We start from the raw sequence: 20,104 nt of genomic DNA, 5'->3' as shown, positions 1-20,104 counted from the left end.
TGAAACCGTCGAATCGATACGTAGGAGGGTTGAGCATGAGTGGAAAAGTGTGGTTCATCACCGGTGCGTCGCGTGGTTTCGGCCGGGAATGGACAATCGCGGCCCTGGAGCGCGGTGACAAGGTGGCCGCGACGGCACGTGACACCGCGACTCTGGCGGACCTGGGCGAGAAGTACGGCGACGCGCTGCTGGCGCTCAAGCTGGACGTCACCGGCCGGGAGGCGGACTTCGCCGCGGTCAAGCAGGCCCACGATCATTTCGGGCGGCTGGACATCGTGGTCAACAACGCGGGCTACGGCCAGTTCGGGTTCGTCGAGGAACTCTCGGAGGCCGAGGCGCGCGATCAGATCGAGACCAATGTCTTCGGTGCTCTGTGGATAACCCAGGCTGCACTGCCCTATCTGCGTGCGCAACGCAGCGGACACATCCTGCAGGTGTCGTCGATCGGCGGCATCGTCGCGTTCCAGAACCTCGGGATGTACCACGCCTCCAAGTGGGCGCTGGAAGGGCTTTCGCAGTCGCTGGCCGCCGAGGTCGCACCGTTCGGTGTGCACGTGACGCTGATCGAGCCGGGTGGCTTCTCGACCGACTGGGCCGGTGCCTCGGCCAAACGCGCGACACCACTGCCGGACTACGCCGAGGCACACGAGGCCGCCGACCGGGCACGCGCGCAGCGGTCGGCGAAATCGGGCGACCCGAAGGCGTCGGCTGCGGCCGTACTCAAGATCGTCGACGCCGAGAACCCACCGCTGCGGGTGTTCTTCGGCGAACTGCCGCTGCAGCTGGCCAAGGCCGACTACGAGAACCGGCTCAAGACCTGGGAGCAATGGCAGCCGGTGTCGGTCGAGGCGCAGGGCTGACGGCGTTTCATCAGGCACCTGCCGGGGAACGCTGGGTAGATGCCGCAGAGCGTCACGCAGAAGTTGATCGGTTCGCATCTCGTCTCCGGGACCATGGCACCCGGAGACGAGATGGCGATCCGGATCGATCAGACCCTGACGCAGGACGCGACAGGCACCTTGGTCATGCAGGAACTGGAGGCGCTTGGGCTTGACCGCGCCCGCACCGAGGTGAGCGTCCAGTACGTCGACCACAACCTGCTGCAGACCGACGAGAAGAACGCCGAAGATCACGAGTACCTGCGGACCGCCGCAGAGCATTTCGGTTTGTGGTTCTCGAAACCGGGCAACGGGGTTTCGCATCCGACGCACATGCAGCGCTTCGGAGTGCCGGGCAAGACGATGGTGGGTTCGGATTCCCATACCCCGGCCGCCGGATCGCTCGGCATGCTCGCGATCGGCGTCGGCGGCTTGGAGGTGGCACTGGCCATCGCCGGAGAACCGTTGCACCTACGGGCCCCCGCAGTGTGGGGCATCCGATTGGAAGGCGAACTGCCGCAATGGTGTTCGGCAAAGGACATCATTCTGGAGATGTTGCGGCGCCACGACGTCAAGGGCGGCGTCAATCGGATCATGGAGTATTACGGCCCCGGTCTGGCGGGCCTCTCGGCGATGGACCGTCACGTCATCGCCAACATGGGCGCGGAACTCGGCGCCACCACGACGGTGTTCCCGAGCGACGACGCGGTGCGCGATTTCCTGGTCGCCGAGGACCGCGGCGACGACTGGATCGAACTCATTGCCGACGACGGCGCCGAATACGACATCGACGAGGTCATCGATCTGTCACAACTCGAACCGCTGATCGCCAAGCCGTCGTCGCCTGGCAACGTCGTCCCGGTGCGCGAGGTCGCCGGTGAGCCCGTCGCCCAGGTGGTGATCGGGTCGAGCGCCAATCCCGGGTTGCGGGACTTCGCGATCGCGGCGGCCATGGTGCACGGCCGTCAGACCTCGCCCGACGTGAGCTTCGACGTCAACCCCACCTCGCGCGAGATCCTCACCGACCTGACCCAAATGGGCGCGACGACCGAACTCGTCATCAACGGCGCGCGCATCCATCAGGCCGGCTGCATGGGCTGCATCGGCATGGGACAGGCCCCGGCGACCGGCCGCAATTCACTGCGGACCATGCCGCGCAACTTTCCGGGCCGCTCGGGCACCAAGGAGGACTCGGTGTGGCTGTGCTCGCCGGAAACCGCTGCGGCATCGGCGATCACGGGGGTCATCACCGATCCCCGGCAGTGGGCCGCCGACAACGGGATCGAGTATCCGGAGCTGAATCTGCCCGCACACCACAGTGTCAACACCGCGATGCTGGTGGCTCCGCTCGAACCCGAACAGGCCCGCACCGTCGAAGTGGTCAAGGGCCCCAACATCTCCAGCCTGCCCGAGCTGACCCCGTTGCCCGACGACATCGAGGCACCGGTGCTGCTCAAAGTCGGCGACAACATCTCGACCGACGAGATCTCACCCGCGGGCGCCCGCGCCCTGCCGTTCCGCTCCAACATCCCCAAGCTCGCGATGTTCAGCTTCACGCAGGTCGACGAGACCTACCCGGAGCGCGCGAAATCCGCCCAGTCCGGGCACATCATCGTCGGCGGGGAGAACTACGGCCAGGGTTCATCTCGCGAACACGCCGCGATCGCGCCCCGCTATCTGGGGTTGCAGGTGGTGATCGCCAAGTCGTTCGCCCGCATCCATTGGCAGAACCTCGCCAACTTCGGGGTGCTGGCACTGGAATTCGACGACTCCGCCGACTATGACGGCGTGGCCCAAGATGACGTGCTCGTCTTCACCAACCTGCGTCAGGCGCTGGCCGACGGCGATCCGATCACCGTCGCCAACACCACACAGGGCACGACTTTCACGGTGCGGCACCGGCTTTCCGAGCGGCAGATCCAGCATGTGCTGGCCGGTGGGTTGATCCCTTGGCTAGCCGCGCAGCAGTAGCTCAGGCCGCGCGCAACCGCCGCTGTCCTTGCACTGCTTCGTAGTGACCGATGAGCTCGTCACAGATCGCGGGCCAGGTGCGGCCCAGCACGCTGCGGCGCGCGGCGACCGAGTAGCGGGCCCGTTCGGCGATCAGATGCTCGACCGCCGCAGGCAACGCGGCTTCGAATTCGTCGACCGCGAGCAGCAGGCCGGTGCGGTACGGCGTGACCAGGTCACGTGGCCCGCCGGCATCGGGCGCGATCACGGGCAATCCCGACGCCATGGCCTCCTGCACTGCCTGGCAGAACGTCTCGTGCTCGCCGGGGTGCACGAACACGTCCATGCTGGCGTAGGCCGCGGCCAGCGCTGCGCCGTGCAGCTCACCCGTGAAAATCGCTGACGGAAGCGCTGTTTCGAGCTTCGCCCGGTCGATGCCGTCACCGACCACCACCAGTTGCAGGTCATCGCGGCCTGCGATAGCAGCGAGCCGTTCGACGTGCTTCTCGGGTGCCAGGCGGCCGACGAACCCGACCACAGGCTTGCCCTCCGGCGACCAGGTGGCACGCAGGTGCGGATCCCGCGCCGACGGCGCGAACCCGGTGATGTCGACCCCGCGTGCCCACTTGAACACCCGGGGAATGCGGTGGGCTTCCAGGTTCTCCATGGCCGACGTGGACGGGGCCAAGGTGCGGTCAGCCTTGCTGTGCAGGCGCCGGGTCCACGCCCACGACGCTCGCGACAGCAGGCCCACACCGTAGCTCTCGGCGAAACCCGCGACATCGGTCTGGAACACCGCGACGGTGGGCACGCCCAGGTACCGGGCAGCATGCACGCCGCCCCAGCCGAGGAGCGCGGGTGACGCGAGATGAACGACGTCGGGATCGAAACCGCGCAGCACGCTCACCATCCGGGGCCGCGGCACACCCAGCGGCAGCGAGGTCACCTTCGGGAACATGTGGGACGGCACCCGGTGGACCCGCACACCGTCGTGTACACGTTCGGCGGGCGTCTGACCACGCGGGGTGTCCGGTGCGATGACGAGAACCTCGTGGCCCGTCCGGCGGAGATGCTCGATCACCCGAAGCACCGAGTTGGTGACGCCGTTGACATTCGGGAGGAACGACTCTGCAACGATTGCAACGCGCACATCAAGATGCTCCCAGCGGGAACTGTCGCCGAGGTGTCCGGCGGGGATACGACACGCAAAAACCTGACACAGCGCGAGTATTGGGTACGGTTGCTGACATGCGGTTATCGGGCGCGCTGGCGGCAGTCGTGGCTGTCGTGGCACTGACCACTGCCGGTTGCACCCGGGCCATCGAGGGCACCCCGATGGCCAACAACGCGCCGCCGCCGTCGGTGATCACCGATGACGGCAGCGGCATCCTGATCGGGTACTCCGACGCACCGGTCCGCATCGAGATTTTCACCGAACCCCAATGCCCGGCGTGCGCCCGTCTGCAGCACGATTTCGGTGCCGAGATCGCCGACTACGTCGGCCAGGGCGAACTGGCCGTGACCTATCGGCCCATGACGTTCCTCGACCAGGGCACCGACTACTCCGCGCGGGTCAGCAACGCCATGTTCCTGGCCGCGGGCGACGGGACGACCGGCGAGGAATTCCAGGCATTCGTCGAGGATCTGTGGAGCCATCAGGAGCCCGAAGGATCCGCCGGTCCGACCGACGACGAGATGGCCGACATGGCGAAAGACAGCGGCGTGGGCGCCGATCAGGTCGACAAGATCGCCGCGGGCAGCGAGGGCGTCGACGTCGAACAGATGGCCGACCAGAACACCGACCTGCTCAGTGGTTTCGCGGGCCAGGTGTCGACCCCGACCGTCTACAACCTGATCGACGACGAGCTGGTCGAGATCGACGACAACTGGTTGTCGGATCTGATGAAGCGGTTCAACGGTTGAGCCGTTTCTGCAGTACTGCCAGCCCGGCCAGGGCGGCACCCGCGACCAGCCATCCGACCACCGCGATCGACCCGGCCGGGATGATCGCCAGGGACGCGTCACGGTCCCGGACCCGCACCAGGTCCGGATCGTTCTTGTCGTACTCGACGTAGATCCGCATGCCGGTGTCGAGTTCGGACGGGTAGAGCACACCCAGCTCGGGCCGGTAGGTCACGCGGTCGGGCGTGACGAACTCGATGGTCGAGCGTCGCGGACCCGCACTGAGCACCTCGGCCGCCGCGACACCCATGTTGCGCTCGATCTGCTGGTCGTTGCGCCACGCGCCGAGCACCAGCAGCACCGACTGCAGCGTCACCAGGCAGGCGACGATCACCACGCCGATCCGCACCCGGCGGATGATGCGCTGCGACTTGGTCTCGCCGGGCTCGCCGTAGAGATGCGGGATGAGTGCCTGCGCGACGGCTTTCAGCCGTCCCGTCACCGCCGCCGGGATCCGTCTCACAGGGCGGCCTTGATCGATGCGTGCAGGGCACGCAGCGACGACCGGTCGGCCTTCACCTCCAGCACCCGCATGCCGTCGAACGGCTCGTCCAGTGCTGCGCCGAGCGCGTCGACCTCGATCTGCCGGCTCTCGACGTGATAGGCCCGGCACAGTGCGCCGACGTCCACATCGTGCGGGGTGCCGAAGATGCGCGACGACACGTCGGAGAACCGGGGATCACCCTGTTCGAGCAGCTCGAAGATGCCGCCGCCGTTGTCGTTGGACACCACGATGGTCAGATTGCGCGGCGTCGGCTCGGTCGGCCCGATCAGCAGGCCCGAGCTGTCGTGCACGAATGTCAGGTCTCCGATCAACGCGACGGTGCGGCCCTGATGTGCGAGTGCCGCGCCGATGGCCGTGGACACCGTGCCATCGATACCGGCCACGCCGCGATTCGACCGGACCTTGATGCCGCGCGGGTTCAGCCCGACCAGCGCCGCGTCGCGCACGGGGTTGGACGCGCCGAGCACCAGCTGGTCCCCGGGACGCAAAGCGTCGGCAACCGCGGCGGCCACGTGCAGACCCGTGGTCAGCGGATGCGCCGCGAGCTGACCGCGCACCGCCGCGATCGCGTGCTGGTTGACCTCGGCGCAGCGGTGCAGCCACGCTGCACTCGGCGTGCCCGTGGTCACCGCCCGGGTGCCGTTGGCCTGTGAATTGCCGGACACGTCGGGCCAACGCGGGCCGGTGGTGAGCGCGTAGACGGGCACCGACGGATCGGCCAGCAACGCCGACACCGGCCGGTGCAGGGTCGGCCGGCCCAGCATGATGACCTGCTGCGGGTGCACCAGCCGCAGCGCCAGCGGGTGCAACGGGTTGGCGACCGCAGGCGCGGTGGGCTCGGCGACCGTCGGGAGCTCGGCCAGGTTGGGATGTTCGCCTGCGCCGTGCCCGGCGATGACGACGGTGTCCGGCGTGAGGTCGATGTCCAGCGGCTGGTCGAACGTGACCGGCGGCGTGTAGGTCCACGGCTTGCCGTCAGGACGGCCGGGCGGGAAGGACTTGTCCTCCGTGTCGGGCACCAGGGGCTCACGCAACGGGATGTCGAATTGCACGGGCCCGGCGTTGGCGCTGCGCGAGCCGGTCGCGGCGACCAGTACGCGGCACGTCGCCGAACGCCACTGGGCGTTGAGGGTGTCCAGATTCTCTGGACGATCTTCGGCGAGGCCCAGGCTGATATTGGCCCGCACCTGCGTGCCGAAGTAGCCGAGCTGCTCGAAGGTCTGGTTGGCTCCGGTGCCGAGCAGTTCGTAGGGCCGGTTGGCGCTCAGCACGATCAGCGGTACGCGCGCGTAGTTGGCCTCCACGACCGCGGGCCCCAGGTTGGCCACCGCGGTGCCCGAGGTCATCGCGACGCAGACCGGCGCCCGTTCGGCGACCGCGAGACCGATGGCCAGGTAGCCGGCCGTGCGTTCGTCGATGCGGACGTGCAGTCGGATGCGGCCCGTGCGGTCGGCGTCGGCGAGCGCGAACGCCAGCGGGGCGTTCCGCGAGCCCGGGCACAGCACGACGTCACGGACACCGCCGCGAATCAGTTCGTCGACGACGACGCGGGCCTGTGCCGTCGATGGGTTCACCCCTCCACCTTATTCGGCGAAGAACTTGAGGATCGCAGCGTTGACTTCCTGCGGTTTTTCGATGAAGCCCAGGTGGCCGGTGTCCGGGATCTCCAGGAAGCGCGCGTTGGGGATGGCGTCGGCCACCTCGCGGCCCAGATGTGACGGAAGCACCACGTCGTCGGCGAACCCCATGACCAGCACGGGCGCGGTGATCGACCGGTAGGCGGGCAACCGGTTGCCGTCCGGGCCGATGTCGAGCTGCCGACGCAGGCCCGGGGTCTGCTTGGTCGGCCACATCATGAACATCTCGCTCCAGTCCCGGACCACCTGGTCGTCGTCGAGGGTTTTGGGCGAAAAGCTCTCCAGCATCCGCACTTTCGCGTCGAACGACGCCGGCAACTGGATCCCGGAGAGCGCCAGATCACGCTCGGCGTCGCGGAAGAAATCGCGGGCCCGGTCGTGGCGGCCCCGGGTGGCCATCAGCACCGCGGAGTGCACCAGGTCGGGCCGCGCCACCATCAACTCCTGTGCGATGAACGAACCCATCGACACCCCCACGAGCCGGGCCGGCGCGGCGCCGAGTTTCTCGATGAGCTCGGCGGTGTCGGCCACCATCTGCGCGGTGTCGAAATCCTCGGCGTTCTCGGTCGCGCCGATGCCGCGGTTGTCGAACGTGATGACCCGGTAGCCGGCCCGCTGGAACTCCGGTACCTGGTGCAGGTGCCAGGTCCGGCCTGCGCCGCCACGGCCTGCGATGAACAGCACCGGGTCGCCCTTGCCTCGGTCGTCGAAAGCCAGATTCACCTGGCTGACCCTACTTCAGGAAGCTCGAGACGGGTCCGGTCGCTGCGCGACGCTGGCCGCGGCGGCGATGAACGTGGCGACGGTGCTGCGCTGGTCGCGGTCAGATCGCGCGATGACGATTCGGCTCGCCTCGGCGTCTTCCACGGGGACGAGCACCACGCCCGGTGCCATAGGGCTGACGAGTGACCGAGGTAGCACGGCGATCAACCTGCCGATGGCCACCAGGGGAAACAACTGCGCCACGTCCGTCACGTCCGGCCCGGTCCCGCTGCCCGCGATCCCTGGCCACCGCGGGAACGTCTCGCCGTCCAGGTCTGCCCAACGCACACAGGCGCGTCCGGCCAAACGGTGATCGGCCGGGAGCACGGCGACCCTGTCTTCGACGAGGAGCGTCTTGTAGGCCAGTCCCGTGGTGTCGTCGAAAGGCACATATAGCAGGGCCACGTCCGCCCGCCCGTCGTGCAAGTAGTCGATTCGATCTGTTGCGCCGCTGAACAGGATGTCGACCCGTCGAGCGTCGGGATGGCGGGAATATGCGGCGAGAATCGCCGACAGCAAGTTGGCGTCACCGCCCGGTTTCAGCACCAGCCGAAGGTGTTCGTCGGTGCCGACCCGCTTGGCGCGTTCTACGGCTACCGACAGCGCGTTGAGTGCAGACCTGCCGTGTTCGAGCAACACCTCGCCGGCATGGGTGAGTGCGACGCTGCGGCTGGACCGGATGAACAACGCAACCCCGAGCCTGGTCTCGAGCCGCTTGATCGCCTTCGAAAGCGCCGGCTGGGCGATGGCCAGCCTGGTGGCGGCGCGGCCAAAATGCAGATCCTCCGCGACGGCTATGAAATACCGCAGCTCCCGCGTCTCCAGATCATTCATGCCTACAGGTTATTGATATTTGGCCAACAGGTATTGGACCAGCGCCCGCTTGCGGCGGTTATCTGGAGTCATGATCAGGCACACGATGCTCATATCGTTCGACGAACCAATAGCCGACACCGAACTCGATCAGTTCCTTGCAGATATCGAGAAATCGATGCGAGGCACCGGGACCGTCGAGGGGTTCTCCGCGCGACGCCACATCCCCGTTTCGGGCGAAGGCGAGATTCCAGCCCTCGTCGCAACCGCGATCCTGCAGTTCGACGTCGCCGATCTCGACGCCCTGGAAAGGCTCTTCGCCGCGCCGGGCGCAGCCGCGGTGATCCATCACTGGCAGGCGCGGAACCCATACCGGGTCGCATGGGCGAATCACGAGCCGCTGTGATGGGCGAGTTCACCGGCAAGGCCGGTTTGGTAACCGGTGCGGGCAGCGGTATCGGACGTGCGATCGCCACCGGCCTCGCTCGGCGCGGGGCGGCGGTCGCGGTGCTGGACATCGACGCGGACGGAGCCGAGGCGACGAGGTCGACGATCGCCAGTGCCGGCGGAACCGCGGTGGCCGTCACGACCGACATCGCCGACGAGGACTCCGTACGTTCGGCCATCCGGCAGACCGTCGAAACCTTCGGGGGGCTGAACTTCGCCGTCAACAATGCCGCAATCACCTCGACGGGACAGGATCTCACCGCAATGCAGCTGACAGCGTGGGACCGGATCATACGAATCAACCTCACGGGGACATTCCTGTCGATGAAGTACGAGATCCCCGAACTGCTGCGGGCGGGTGGCGGCGCGATCGTCAATGTTGCGTCCAACGGCGGCCTGTATGCGATCCCCCAGGCACCCTCCTATGTGGCGAGCAAGCACGGAGTGGTCGGGCTGACCAAGGTCGCCGCCGTCGATTACGCGTCGGCCGGGATCCGGGTCAACGCCGTTGCGCCTGGCATCACCCGAACAGAGATGTTCGATCGGGTCGACCCCGGCGCGGAGACGATCGCCCTCCAGGAGGCCGCCACGCCGCTGGGCAGGTTCGCCACCCCCGACGAGATCGCCGAAGCCGTGATCTGGCTCTGCTCCGATCACTCCTCATACGTCACCGGCATCGCCATGTCCGTCGACGGCGGCCGCCGAGCCTGAACCACAAGGAATTCCATGAATCACCAACGCATCATCGCGGTCGAAGAACATGTCGCCACCGAGGAGTACCTGCAGATCGCGCACCGCCTCGACGTGACGGCTGCCGACCGTACCGAGGTAGGCCTCATGCGCACGGTCGAGACCGGTCCCGTCCGGGCTGCGCTCACCGACATCGACGCACGCATCGCGACGATGGACGCCGTCGGCCAGGACATGGCGATACTGAGCATCAACCCGCCCGGTGTGCAACCCTATCCGGCAGCCCAAGCGGTTTCGCTCGCACAAACCGCCAACGACAGCCTCGCCGAAATCGTGCGCGATCATCCCGAGCGGTTCGGCGCTCTGGGAACCGTTGCACCGCAGGATCCTACGGCCGCCGCGGACGAGATCGAACGCATCATGGGCCCACTGAGACTCAACGGCATCATGATCAATTCGCACACCGGCGGGCACTATCTCGACGAGCCGCGATTCACTCCATTACTCGACGCCGCCACACAGCACAACGCCCCGATTTACCTGCACCCGCGGATGTTCAGCGTCACCGGCCCCTACGACGACTACGGGATGCAGGCAGCGGTATGGGGCTACCAGGCCGAAGCCGGCCTGCACGCGATGCGACTCATTCTCAGCGGCGTGTTCGACCGATACCCGGGCCTCACCGTTGTGCTCGGACACCTCGGTGAAGGAATCCCCTACTGGCTCAGGCGTATCGACAACCGCCATGCATACACCCGCAAGATCGCCGGTGCGGCCGGCGAAGCCCCCGAACTCGAGCTCGCACCGAGCGAGTACTTCCGCAGAAACTTCGTCATCACCACGAGCGGCATCGATGACACCCACGTCCTCGATCTCGCCCTGCACGCGGTCGGCGACGACAACATCATGTTCGCGATCGACGCACCCTACGAAGAGACCGCCGATGCCGTAGCGTTTCTCCGGACCGCTCCCCTCACAGAACGCCAGCGCGACAGCATCAGCCACCGCACTGCGCAGCGGGTCTTCGGCCTACCTGCTTGAGCGGCCGTCAAGAGGCCGCGCGACGGCGACGCACCTTGCCGATCGCCTGGTCCCACAACAACAGCGTGGTTGCCTTGATCGCGGCCGGCTTCACCAGATCCTTGGACAGCAGCGCCGTGGCGGTGGCCTTGGTCGCGGCCGATGCCTTCGACATGTGCCCGGAATCGAACGGGGGTTGCGGGTCGTATTCGATGCCGAGCTGGATGGCCTTGGCCTTCGCCTCACCGGCGATCTGCCCCGCCAACCACAACCCCAGGTCGATGCCTGCGGACACCCCCGCCGCGGTCACGACCTGATCCCCCGCATCGACGATGCGCTGCTCTGAGACAGGCGTCACGCCGAACGTCTTGAGCACCGGCAGCGCCATCCAGTGGGAGGTGGCGCGGCGCCCGTCGAGGATGCCCGCTGCGGCCAGCAACACCGAGCCCGAGCACACCGAGGTCGTCCAGCTCGCCGTCTGGTGGGCGCGGCGCAGCCAGGCCAGCACGTTCTCGTCGCGGGCATGCTCGATGGTGGTCGGCCCACCGGGCACGAGAATGACGTCGGGCGACGGGGTTTCGTCGAATGAGTGGGTTGCGCCGATCACCAGCACGCCGGAATCCGCGGTTATCGGACCGGGCTCATGCCAGACGAACCGGACCTCGGCGTCGGGCAGGTAGTGCAAGATCTCGTACGGCCCGATGAAGTCGAGGGCCGTGAATCCCGGGTAGAGCACGATTGCGATCTGCATGATGTCTCCTCTAGGCGAAGGTTTTCCGGTACTGGTCGGGTGAAATGCCAAGGCGTCGAACAAAATTGCGCCGCATGGTTTCGGCTGTGCCGAATCCGCAGCGAGTCGCGATCACGGTAATGGTGTCGTCGGTCTCTTCGAGCTGACGCCGCGCGGCGTCGGTGCGGATCCGCTCGACGTAGGCTCCCGGCGCCTCACCCACCTCGTCGGTGAACACCCGGGTGAAATGCCGTGGGCTCATGGCGGCCCGCTGGGCCAGCTCTGAAATGCGGTGCAATCCGCCGGGTTCGGCCTCGATCAGCTCCTGCACTTCGCGGATCGGCGCGCGTTTGGCGCGCGGCATCCATACCGGTGCGGCGAATTGCGTCTGCCCGCCGGGCCTACGCAGATAGAGAACCAACCAGCGCGCGACAGTCTGGGCGATGTCTGTCCCGTAGTCGTCCTCGACAAGGGCCAGTGCCAGGTCGATGCCGGCCGTAACCCCGGCCGCCGTCCACACGCGGTCCGAGCTGCGGATGAAGATCGGATCGGGATCCACCGCGATGTTGGGGAACTCGCTGGCAAGCCGGCCGGCCGAGGCCCAGTGCGTGGTGGCCGGACAGCCGTCGAGCAGACCGGCCTGGGCGGCGAGGAACGCGCCCGTGCAGACGGTGACGACGCGACGGGCCGACGCGGTCTTGATCCAGTCGATGACCTCGGGTTTGGCGCGGGCCGTGTCGGCGCCGATGCCGCCGGGGATGAGGAGCGTGTCGATCGCGTCGGCCGGGTCAGGCAGGGGTTGAGCGACGAATTCGAGGCCCGTGAGGGTCGTGACGGGCTCACTGTCGGCGGACGTGAGCGTGACGACGTAGCCGTCGTCGGTACGGCCCTCGCCGGCCAGGACCAGTGTCGCGGCGGTGAACACGTCGAACGGTCCGGCCAGGTCGAGCGCTTGCACCCCGGAGTAGCCGAGGATCACCACCGATCGCGTCACGCCTTCAATGTTGGCGGCACAGTCCGATGGCGTCTAGGACACGCATCCCACAAATCAGGACATGTCGGTCGGGGGCGCGATGATTGCGGCATGCCCGAGTACACGTACCGCGCGCACTGGTCGGCCGACGACCACACCTATCTCGGGTTGTGTCTGGAGTTCCCGAACATTTGGGCACACGGGCTCACGGCGCACGAAGCGATCGCCGCGGTCGAGCAGAAGGTCGCCGAAGAACTCGCATTCCTCAGGGAGGCGGGTGACATCCCGCCGGAATCGCTCGGCGATCATCGCTACAGCGGCAAGTTCATGGTCCGGGTCTCGCCGGCATTGCATGCCAGGCTCGTTTTCGAGGCCGCGGAACAACGAGTGTCGTTGAACCAGTGGGTGGTTCAGAAACTCGTGGGCCGGCCGTCGGTTTCGCTGAGTGATCTGTATTAGGTATCCGGGGCGGCCAGGCGTCCGGGGCCGGCAGGTTCCCGGAGGGCATAACCACTTCCGAAACGTGGTACCACCGGCGGTACCACAGTTCCAGAGCACATATCACCCGCCTCCGCGGTGCCAGAGTGACGCATGCGGTCCAAGTGTTACAACCTCTTGAGCCCGCGGAAGCGGCTCATCACTCCCGGAACGCAGGCAGGTCGCCGAGCGGATTCTTCGCACCAGCGCAGTCGGTCGAATGACCATGGGCGAAAGCTTGATTGGTGAAGCACAGGACGTCATGCGTCGGGTTGGCACTGGCGATGGGAGCGCAAACGATCGCTGCTCCCGCCGCGAGAGCGGCTGATACGAGTCGTAACATGATGATTGCCTTTCGGAGGAGCCACATTGCTCATACGAGCAGTGTGAGATCACCGAAATCGGCGCACATGCGTAGCGGACTACGCGAAAACCCCCGCTAAAGCTTCTTGAGCCTGCGTACCACCTGCGCGAAATTCCCTACGCAAGAACCTAATCCAACAGGGGGTAACAGTCCCGCACCCGATCGATCCACCATTGCCGCCGGTCGGCCGGGGCCGCCAAGGCAGCCAAGCGCGCCGGGTCCGGAACCACCGGCGTCACCGGTAGGCAGCCGTCCACGGGCACGCGAGGTTCGGCGACATCTTCGACGAACAACCCGCCGGTGCCCAGACCGCAGGCGTGCCGTAGCGACGGCAGGGCCGCGGCGGCCAACAGGCCGCGGGACATGCCGACGGCCGAGTCCAGCGCGCTGGACACCACGATGGGGATGTCGATCGCCGCGGCGATGTCGAGCATGCGCGCGACTCCGCCCAGCGGTGCCACCTTGAGCACCGCCACGTCCGCGGCGCCGGCCCGAACCACCCGCAGTGGATCCGACGCCTTGCGGATCGACTCGTCGGCGGCCACCGGTACGTCGACCAGCTCACGCACAGAAGCGAGCTCTTCGACTGTGGCACACGGCTGTTCGATGTACTCGAGCGGACCGAGCGCACGTGCCGCGGCCACCGCCTCCGACACGGTCCAGCCGCCGTTGGCGTCGACGCGCACGGTCGGCACCTCGGCGCGTACAGCCTCGACGCGCGCGACGTCGTCGGCCAGGGTCTGCCCGGGTTCGGCGACCTTCACCTTGGCGGTGCGCGCTCCCGGGAACCGGGCGAGGATCTCGGGCACCCGCGCGGCGTCGACGGCGGGCACAGTCGCGTTGATCGGGACGCGGTCGCGCTTGACGACGGGCGCGGGCTGATATGCGGCCTCGACGGCCGATGCCAGCCAGGCGGCCGCCTCGGCTGGCTCGTACTCGACGAACGCGCCGAACTCGCCCCAGCCGGCCGGGCCGTCGATCAGCGCCACCTCGCGAACCGTGATGCCGCGGAAGCGCACACGCATCGGCAACGCGACGACGTACAGGCGGTCCAGGAGTTCGTCGAGCGTGGGCACAGGGTCAATGATGCCTAACCGGCGCCGAGCACCCGCTGGATGTCGGGCTTCATCTGCTGCAACTGCGCGCCCCAGTAACTCCAGGTGTGGGTGCCGGTGGGCGGGAAGTTGAACACCGCGTTGTTACCGCCTGCGGCGACGTATTGATCGCGGAAGTTGAAATTGCTCTGCAGCGCAGTGTTTTCCAGGAACGTCGAGGGCAGGTCGCCGCCGCCCAACTCTCCCGGCGTACCGGAACCGCAGTACACCCACAGCCGGGTGTTGTTGGCCACCAGCCGCCCGACCTGAACCGTCGGATCGTTGCGGGCCCACGCCGGGTCACCCGGCGGCCCCCACATCGCCGCGGGATTGAAACCTCCGGAGTCACCCATGGCGAGCCCGATGAGACTCGGCCATGGGCCGGCCGACGGGTTCAGGAACGCCGACAACGACCCCGCATAGCTGAACTGCTGTGGGTAGTACGCGGCCAGGATCATCGCCGAGTTGCCCGACATGGACAGGCCGACCACGGCGTTGCCCGACCTGGACACGTTCCTGTTGGCGGCGAGCCACTGCGGCAGCTCGCTGGTCAGAAACGTCTCCCACTTGTACGTCCACACGCCGCCGTTGCCGGCCGCGGGCTCATACCAGTCGGTGTAGAAACTCGACATGCCGCCGACCGGCATGACCACCGACAGGCCCGACTGGTAGAACCACTCGAACGCCGGGGTCTCGATGTCCCAGCCGTTGAAATCGTCGCGGGCCCGCAGCCCGTCCAGCAGGTAGACGGCGTGCGGGCCGCCGCCCTGGAACTGCACCCTGATGTCGCGGCCCATCGACGGCGACGGCACAGAGACGGTCTCGACCGGCAGCCCCGCCCTCGACCAGGCGCTCGCAGTCGGTGGCGGACCGAGCAGACCAACGGTCGCCGCCATCGCCAGGACTGCCAGAATCACGGTCCCGCGGGAAATCCTCTGCGAGTTGTCGACGTATGCCATGTCCGCACCCCACATCGTCGCGCACACGTATGTGCCGAAAATACTCCGGCAGGTGCGGCGGATGTGGCGGAATCGTCAGCGCGGATGTCAGACGGTCGCGCGGTCGCGGCCCTCCCAGTACGGCTTGCGCAGATCCTTCTTGAGGATCTTGCCTGTCGGGTTACGCGGCAGGTCGTCGACGATGTCGACGGTCTTGGGGCATTTGTAACCGGCCAGCCGTTCCTTGGCCCACGCGATCAGATCCTTGTCGGTCGCGTCACCCTCAAGTGTGACAACGGCTTTCACCGATTCACCCCACTTCTCGTCGGGCACGCCGATGACCGCGACCTCGGATACGGCGGGATGCTCGGCCAGCACGCGCTCCACCTCGATCGAGTAGATGTTCTCGCCGCCCGAGATGATCATGTCCTTGAGCCGGTCCTCGACGAAGATGTATCCATCGGCGTCGACACGGCCGATGTCGCCGGTGCGGAACCAGCCGTCAGCCGTGATGGCCTCGGCCGTCGCGTCCGGCCGGTTGAGGTACTCCTTCATCAATGTCGGTGTCCGGAACCACAATTCGCCTTGCTGACCGGAGGGCACGTCTTCCAGCGTGTCGGGATCGACCACCCGCACCTCAGCCTCCGGAACCAGCACCCCGGCGCTGACCAGCCGCTCCTCGTTGTCGGCCCGGTGATCCTCGGGCATCAGCCGGCTGACCACGCCACACACCTCGGTCAACCCGTAGACCTGGATGAACTCGGTGTCCGGCCAGGCCTGCAGCGCCTGCCGCAACAACGGCAGCGGCATGGGCGACGCCCCGTACGCGTAGGTCTTCAACGCGCTGAACAGCTTCACCGCATCGGGCCCGGACTCCAGCACCTTCGCCAGCACGGCGGGCACCAGGAAGGTCCGGTTCGCGCCCGCCAGGATGCCTCCGGCCAGCGCCGCGCCGTCCACGTCGCGCGTCATGTAGCTCGGCACCCCGTTGTGCAACCCGTACTGCACATACGACGAACCGCCGACGTGGAACAGCGGCATGGCCACCAGGTTCTTGTCCTCGGGGCTGCTGACCCAGCCGTCGAACGCGTTGATGGTGTGGGCGATCATGTTGGCCTGCGTCAGGGCCACGCCCTTCGGGCGGCCCGTGGTGCCCGACGAGTACATGATGATGCAGACGTCGTCGGACTGGACATCGGGCGACCGTCCGACCGGGGTGGCACCTGCCAGCAACGCCTCGTACTCGTCGCCTCCAGCCTCAGAGCCGCCCTCGGGCGTCACGGTGACGACGTGCTCGACGGCACCGAGTTTGTCGCGGATCTTGTCGACGGCCGGTTTGAGCTCGGCGCCGACGATGAGAACCTTGGCGCCGCAGTCGTTGAGCACATAGTCGAGCTCGTCGGCCGCGAGCCGGAAGTTGACGATCGCATTGGCGGCCCCGAGCGAGGCCGCCGCCAGCGTCAATTCCACACAGGCCGGGTGGTTCTTGTCGAGGAACGCGACGACGTCGCCGCGCCCGACGCCCCACGCCGTGAGCGCGCCGGCCAGCCGCCGGATCCGGTCGTCCCACTGCGACCAGGTCCAGGTTCTGCCGAGGTAGGTGATGGCTTCTTCGTCGGGTTTGGTCGCGGCCCAGTGGGCGACGCGCTCGTCGAGAAACTGCGGTGTCGGCAAATCAGACATGAACGTGAGCGTGCCACGTCCCGCCGAGCGTCAACCGGCTTTCGGATAAACCGGCCCACCCGCCACACCGCGCTCCCAGCGGCGGTGTCCGACCGCGGCCGTGGCAGCGGTCACGACGGCCGCCGCATACACCGGGACACTCATGTGCAGTTTCATCATCAGGCCTCCGCCGAGCGCACCCACGAAGATGGCGACGACCGCCCACAGTCGCCGATGCGTGAACCAGCTCAGGCCGCCCGCAAACAACGTCTCCCCGGCATACGACGTGATGGTCGACGTCACCACGACGGTGGTCAGATCGGTCACGGCGAGGAACCGCGCCACGGACGCCTGGGCACCCATCACGACCGCGATGGTCGCCGCCGTCGCGACGCCGCCCGTCGAACGGGCCGAGCCGGGAACCGCCAGCAGGATCGTCGCGATGCCCGCGAGCACCGCGGCGTTGCTCCCGACGACCGCGGTGACGATGCGGCTCCAGCCGCGGGACCGGCCGCGGACGAGCCTGCCGCCGACGGCCGCACCCACGACGTACCCCATGAGCGCGATCAGCGGCCCGGCCACCGGAAGGCCTTCCTCGGCGGCGAGGCCCATGCCGAGGATCACCACGTTGCCGGTCATGTTGCCCGTGAAGACGCGGTCGAGCCCCAGATAGCCGACGGCGTCGAGCATTCCGGTCACGACCGTCAGCGCGAGCATGAGCCACACGTGCAGATGCCGATGCCGCAACGGAACGGCTTCGGCTGCTTGCACACTCACGTGGCAGCCTGGGCCACTCGACGGTGGCGCGGGTATTGCGCCACCACGCCGGAACCGTCCGCGCGCGGGTCCGATGCCGCAGACATCTGGCCGTCACGCCCCACCGCCACCACGTTGGCCTGCCCCAGCCCCTCGGTGTGCCTGGGCACCTCGACCACCCCGAGACCCGACGCGACGAGCGATGACATGGCGGCCGTATCGATCCCCGTCTCGACGACCACCGAGTCGTCCGTGCATCCGGCCTCCTGCGGGCCGACCACGGCGCGTGGCGCCGCGATCGCGTCCGCGGGTGTCGCGCCGGCCACCATGCGCAGCAGCACCTGCGTGAGGATCTGTGGTTGCCCCTGCCCGCCCATGGTCGCGAGAACATGGCGGATGGCACCGTCGCGTGTGGTCATCACAGGCATCAAGGTGTGCAGCGGACGCTTCCTGGCGCCGAGCACGTTCGGCGACCGCGGATTCAGCGAGAAGCTCGTGCCCCGATCGTGGAACAGGATGCCGCTCTGCGGGTCGACCAGCCCGGAACCGAATGCGTGGTACACGCTTTGGATCAGGGATACCGCGAAACCGTCGCCGTCGGCCGCGGCGATGCCGACGGTGTCACCGCGCGGCACCCGCACCGCCTGCGCCGTTTCCGCGAGCGGCGCCGCGGCCCGGGGGCTGTCGTACACCAGCGCCGACACGTCCACCGCAGCCATGCGCGGGTCGGCCAGAAGCGTGGAGCGCAAGCGGTTGCCGTGATGGAACACCCTCATCACGGTGCCTGCGCCCGCGCCGAGCGGGGACTCGATGCCGAGTCGGTCGATCGCGTTCAACGCCCGCAGCATCATGAAGCCGTGTGTGTTCGGCGGGCTGGTCAGCACGGTCAGGCCGCGGAAATCCAGCGAGATGGGTTCGGTGACCTCAGGCCGGAAGTCGGCGAAGTCGGCGGCGTCGAGCACCGAACCGTGCGAGCGCAGATACTGCACGCTGCGAGCCGCGAGCCCGCCGGTGTAGAACTCATCGGGTCCGGCGTCGGCCAGCGTCCGCAACGTCGCGGCCAGTGCCGGCTGCCGCAACGGTTCCCCGCGCAGCAGCGGACCGAACACGCTGTCGAAGTCCGGAATGCCGTGCAGATCATCGTTTTCGGGGTCTGCGAGGTGGCGCCTGAGCGATTCGGAAACCGGTACGCCGACGGCGGCGGCCCGCTCGGCCGCGCCCAGCAGGCGGGCCCAGGGCAACCGACTTCCGAAGCTGCGGAGCATATCCCATCCGCGCACCCCGCCAGGAACCGTGACCGTGTCGGCTCCCCGAACCGGCAGTTCCGCACCGTGTCTGGCGCGCATCGTTTCGACGTCGGCGCCCGCGCCCGCCCATCCCGAGGCGTTGACGCACACGACCGCACCGTCCGGCGTTCGCACCAGGGCGATCAGGTCTCCGCCCAGCGCGACGTTGTGCGGATAGACGACGGTCAACACCGCGGCCGCGGCGATCGCGGCGTCGATCGCGGTGCCGCCGTCACGGAATGCGGCCGTCGCGGCCTCGGTCGCCAAGACGTGCGGTGTCGCGATGGCGCCGGTGAACGGGGCTGAGCCGTTGGTCGTGGGCACGCCTGATCTACCCCCTCGTGAGGATGTGTCGGTATCGGAAGACCGGTCGGTCAGTGGATCGTGGACAGGAAGGCCTTGGTCCGCGCGTTCTTCGGGCTGGAGAAGAGTTCGTCGGGCGGCGCGTCCTCGATGATGCGGCCCGCGTCCATGACGATGATGCGGTCGGCGACGTCCCGGGCGAACCGCATCTCGTGGGTCACCACCACCATGGTCATCGCGTCGCGTGCGAGCTCGCGCATCACTTCGAGCACCTCGCCCACCATCTCGACGTCGAGCGCACTGGTGGGTTCGTCGAACAGCATGACCTTGGGGCGCATGGCAAGCGCACGGGCGATCGCCACGCGCTGCTGCTGGCCGCCGGACAGTTGGCTGGGCCGAGATTCTCCCTTGTCGCCCAGTCCCACTCGTCGCAGCAACGCCCGGGCGTCCTCGCGTGCTTTGTCTTTGGGCTGGCCCAACACGCGCACCGGCGCGTTCCACACGTTCTCCAACGCGGTCATGTGCGGAAACAGGTTGAAATGCTGGAACACGAAGCCGATCTCGCGCCGTCTGCGGGCCAGTTCGGTCTTGCCGATCCGGCCGCCACCCTCGTCGTGGGCGATCGACTGCCCGGCGACACGCACCTCGCCGCTCTCCAGTTCCTCGAGGTGGTTGAGCGAGCGCAGCAGCGTCGTCTTGCCCGCTCCAGACGGGCCGATCAGGACCACGACCTGCCCCCGGTCGACATCGAGGTTGACGTTGTCGAGCACGCGTCGGCCGCCGAGCGTGCAGCACGCGTCGCGCACCGAGACGATCGGCTGCGTGGGATCGGTGTTGTTGTCACTCATGGGGTTTCC

The 20,104-nt window shown here is 67.5% G+C and carries 21 protein-coding genes; 7 read left to right on the top strand and 14 right to left on the bottom strand.

All coding sequences use genetic code 11. The features are described from left to right. Window positions 1-35 precede the first annotated feature (35 nt). Together G6N67_RS19760 and G6N67_RS19755 are read left to right on the top strand one after the other, a co-directional pair. Entirely contained in the window at window positions 36-860 is an 825-nt protein-coding gene (locus G6N67_RS19760) for an SDR family oxidoreductase (protein WP_036429403.1), read from the top strand. Between the two features lie 39 nt (window positions 861-899). Further along, window positions 900-2,849, top strand: a complete 1,950-nt coding sequence (locus tag G6N67_RS19755) for an aconitate hydratase (protein ID WP_036429404.1) — start codon at window positions 900-902, stop codon at window positions 2,847-2,849. Window position 2,850: 1 nt separating this feature from the next. Here the strand turns inward: G6N67_RS19755 and G6N67_RS19750 are convergent, their stop codons facing one another. Next, window positions 2,851-3,978 carry a glycosyltransferase family 4 protein gene (locus tag G6N67_RS19750; protein WP_036429406.1) on the bottom strand — a complete coding sequence of 376 codons (1,128 nt, stop codon included), beginning with the start codon at window positions 3,976-3,978 and terminating at the stop codon, window positions 2,851-2,853. Window positions 3,979-4,076: 98 nt separating this feature from the next. On the opposite strand from G6N67_RS19750, the gene G6N67_RS19745 reads away from it, so the two are divergent. After that, complete coding sequence (locus tag G6N67_RS19745; protein ID WP_036429407.1) at window positions 4,077-4,751, top strand: DsbA family protein; 675 nt, start codon at window positions 4,077-4,079, stop codon at window positions 4,749-4,751. Here G6N67_RS19745 and G6N67_RS19740 read toward each other — a convergent pair. From G6N67_RS19740 to G6N67_RS19725, 4 genes are read right to left on the bottom strand one after another with little or no spacing between them, the layout of a single operon-like run. Further along, entirely contained in the window at window positions 4,741-5,253 is a 513-nt protein-coding gene (locus tag G6N67_RS19740; RefSeq protein ID WP_229480184.1) for a DUF3592 domain-containing protein, read from the bottom strand. The genes G6N67_RS19745 and G6N67_RS19740 overlap by 11 nt on opposite strands. Then, a complete protein-coding gene (menD, locus tag G6N67_RS19735; RefSeq protein ID WP_036429410.1) occupies window positions 5,250-6,869 on the bottom strand; it encodes a 2-succinyl-5-enolpyruvyl-6-hydroxy-3-cyclohexene-1-carboxylic-acid synthase in 1,620 nt (539 codons plus the stop codon). The genes G6N67_RS19740 and menD overlap by 4 nt, the downstream gene beginning before the upstream one ends. Before the next feature lie 9 nt (window positions 6,870-6,878). Further along, window positions 6,879-7,655 carry an alpha/beta fold hydrolase gene (locus G6N67_RS19730; RefSeq protein WP_036429411.1) on the bottom strand — a complete coding sequence of 259 codons (777 nt, stop codon included), beginning with the start codon at window positions 7,653-7,655 and terminating at the stop codon, window positions 6,879-6,881. Window positions 7,656-7,670: 15 nt separating this feature from the next. Further along, window positions 7,671-8,528, bottom strand: a complete 858-nt coding sequence (locus tag G6N67_RS19725; RefSeq protein WP_036429413.1) for a LysR family transcriptional regulator — start codon at window positions 8,526-8,528, stop codon at window positions 7,671-7,673. 70 nt (window positions 8,529-8,598) lie between these two features. Between G6N67_RS19725 and G6N67_RS19720 the strand changes: the two genes are divergently transcribed. From G6N67_RS19720 to G6N67_RS19710, 3 genes are read left to right on the top strand one after another with little or no spacing between them, the layout of a single operon-like run. Further along, entirely contained in the window at window positions 8,599-8,913 is a 315-nt protein-coding gene (locus G6N67_RS19720) for a hypothetical protein (RefSeq protein ID WP_036429414.1), read from the top strand. Beyond that, entirely contained in the window at window positions 8,889-9,665 is a 777-nt protein-coding gene (locus G6N67_RS19715) for an SDR family NAD(P)-dependent oxidoreductase (RefSeq protein ID WP_197747923.1), read from the top strand. Before G6N67_RS19720 ends, G6N67_RS19715 begins: the two co-directional genes overlap by 25 nt. Before the next feature lie 15 nt (window positions 9,666-9,680). Further along, window positions 9,681-10,685, top strand: coding sequence for an amidohydrolase family protein (locus G6N67_RS19710; RefSeq protein WP_036429417.1), 1,005 nt, complete (start codon window positions 9,681-9,683; stop codon window positions 10,683-10,685). 7 nt (window positions 10,686-10,692) lie between these two features. Here G6N67_RS19710 and G6N67_RS19705 read toward each other — a convergent pair whose 3' ends face one another. Next, window positions 10,693-11,415, bottom strand: coding sequence for a DJ-1/PfpI family protein (locus G6N67_RS19705; RefSeq protein ID WP_036429419.1), 723 nt, complete (start codon window positions 11,413-11,415; stop codon window positions 10,693-10,695). A gap of 10 nt (window positions 11,416-11,425) precedes the next feature. After that, window positions 11,426-12,388 (bottom strand): GlxA family transcriptional regulator, encoded by a 963-nt coding sequence (locus tag G6N67_RS19700; RefSeq protein ID WP_179976738.1) that lies wholly within the window; start codon window positions 12,386-12,388, stop codon window positions 11,426-11,428. 90 nt (window positions 12,389-12,478) lie between these two features. Here G6N67_RS19700 and G6N67_RS19695 point away from each other — a divergent pair, with 90 nt between their 5' ends. Further along, window positions 12,479-12,826, top strand: a complete 348-nt coding sequence (locus G6N67_RS19695) for a type II toxin-antitoxin system HicB family antitoxin (RefSeq protein WP_036429420.1) — start codon at window positions 12,479-12,481, stop codon at window positions 12,824-12,826. Window positions 12,827-13,004: 178 nt separating this feature from the next. Here G6N67_RS19695 and G6N67_RS39790 read toward each other — a convergent pair whose 3' ends face one another. The 7 genes from G6N67_RS39790 to G6N67_RS19665 form a co-directional block, all read right to left on the bottom strand. Then, window positions 13,005-13,187 (bottom strand): DUF7327 family protein, encoded by a 183-nt coding sequence (locus tag G6N67_RS39790; RefSeq protein WP_438804017.1) that lies wholly within the window; start codon window positions 13,185-13,187, stop codon window positions 13,005-13,007. Between the two features lie 149 nt (window positions 13,188-13,336). Next, entirely contained in the window at window positions 13,337-14,293 is a 957-nt protein-coding gene (locus G6N67_RS19690; RefSeq protein ID WP_396899791.1) for an o-succinylbenzoate synthase, read from the bottom strand. Between the two features lie 5 nt (window positions 14,294-14,298). After that, window positions 14,299-15,261 (bottom strand): esterase family protein, encoded by a 963-nt coding sequence (locus G6N67_RS19685; protein ID WP_036434549.1) that lies wholly within the window; start codon window positions 15,259-15,261, stop codon window positions 14,299-14,301. 87 nt (window positions 15,262-15,348) lie between these two features. Beyond that, a complete protein-coding gene (locus G6N67_RS19680) occupies window positions 15,349-16,923 on the bottom strand; it encodes a long-chain-fatty-acid--CoA ligase (protein WP_036429423.1) in 1,575 nt (524 codons plus the stop codon). A 30-nt stretch (window positions 16,924-16,953) separates the two neighbouring features. Further along, entirely contained in the window at window positions 16,954-17,679 is a 726-nt protein-coding gene (locus tag G6N67_RS19675; RefSeq protein ID WP_230021298.1) for a YoaK family protein, read from the bottom strand. After that, window positions 17,676-19,268 (bottom strand): gamma-glutamyltransferase family protein, encoded by a 1,593-nt coding sequence (locus tag G6N67_RS19670; protein WP_036429424.1) that lies wholly within the window; start codon window positions 19,266-19,268, stop codon window positions 17,676-17,678. The genes G6N67_RS19675 and G6N67_RS19670 overlap by 4 nt, the downstream gene beginning before the upstream one ends. A gap of 50 nt (window positions 19,269-19,318) precedes the next feature. After that, on the bottom strand, window positions 19,319-20,095 hold the full coding sequence (locus G6N67_RS19665; protein ID WP_036429426.1) for an amino acid ABC transporter ATP-binding protein: 777 nt from the start codon (window positions 20,093-20,095) through the stop codon (window positions 19,319-19,321). Window positions 20,096-20,104: the final 9 nt, after the last annotated feature.

This window comes from Mycolicibacterium mageritense, from assembly GCF_010727475.1.
Classification (GTDB): Bacteria; Actinomycetota; Actinomycetes; order Mycobacteriales; family Mycobacteriaceae; genus Mycobacterium; species Mycobacterium mageritense.
The sequence above is the reverse complement of the archived record's forward strand: the minus strand, read 5'-3'. Positions and strand labels throughout refer to the sequence as shown.

Coding starts and splice junctions, on each gene's coding strand:
- G6N67_RS19685 (WP_036434549.1), bottom strand. CDS start 15,261: ATGGCATACGTCGACAACTCGCAGAGGATTTCCCGCGGGACCGTGATT.
- G6N67_RS19760 (WP_036429403.1), top strand. CDS start 36: ATGAGTGGAAAAGTGTGGTTCATCACCGGTGCGTCGCGTGGTTTCGGC.
- G6N67_RS19745 (WP_036429407.1), top strand. CDS start 4,077: ATGCGGTTATCGGGCGCGCTGGCGGCAGTCGTGGCTGTCGTGGCACTG.
- G6N67_RS19705 (WP_036429419.1), bottom strand. CDS start 11,415: ATGCAGATCGCAATCGTGCTCTACCCGGGATTCACGGCCCTCGACTTC.
- G6N67_RS19755 (WP_036429404.1), top strand. CDS start 900: ATGCCGCAGAGCGTCACGCAGAAGTTGATCGGTTCGCATCTCGTCTCC.
- G6N67_RS19665 (WP_036429426.1), bottom strand. CDS start 20,095: ATGAGTGACAACAACACCGATCCCACGCAGCCGATCGTCTCGGTGCGC.
- G6N67_RS19695 (WP_036429420.1), top strand. CDS start 12,479: ATGCCCGAGTACACGTACCGCGCGCACTGGTCGGCCGACGACCACACC.
- G6N67_RS19720 (WP_036429414.1), top strand. CDS start 8,599: ATGATCAGGCACACGATGCTCATATCGTTCGACGAACCAATAGCCGAC.
- G6N67_RS39790 (WP_438804017.1), bottom strand. CDS start 13,187: ATGTTACGACTCGTATCAGCCGCTCTCGCGGCGGGAGCAGCGATCGTT.
- G6N67_RS19680 (WP_036429423.1), bottom strand. CDS start 16,923: ATGTCTGATTTGCCGACACCGCAGTTTCTCGACGAGCGCGTCGCCCAC.
- G6N67_RS19725 (WP_036429413.1), bottom strand. CDS start 8,528: ATGAATGATCTGGAGACGCGGGAGCTGCGGTATTTCATAGCCGTCGCG.
- G6N67_RS19715 (WP_197747923.1), top strand. CDS start 8,889: ATGGGCGAATCACGAGCCGCTGTGATGGGCGAGTTCACCGGCAAGGCC.
- G6N67_RS19710 (WP_036429417.1), top strand. CDS start 9,681: ATGAATCACCAACGCATCATCGCGGTCGAAGAACATGTCGCCACCGAG.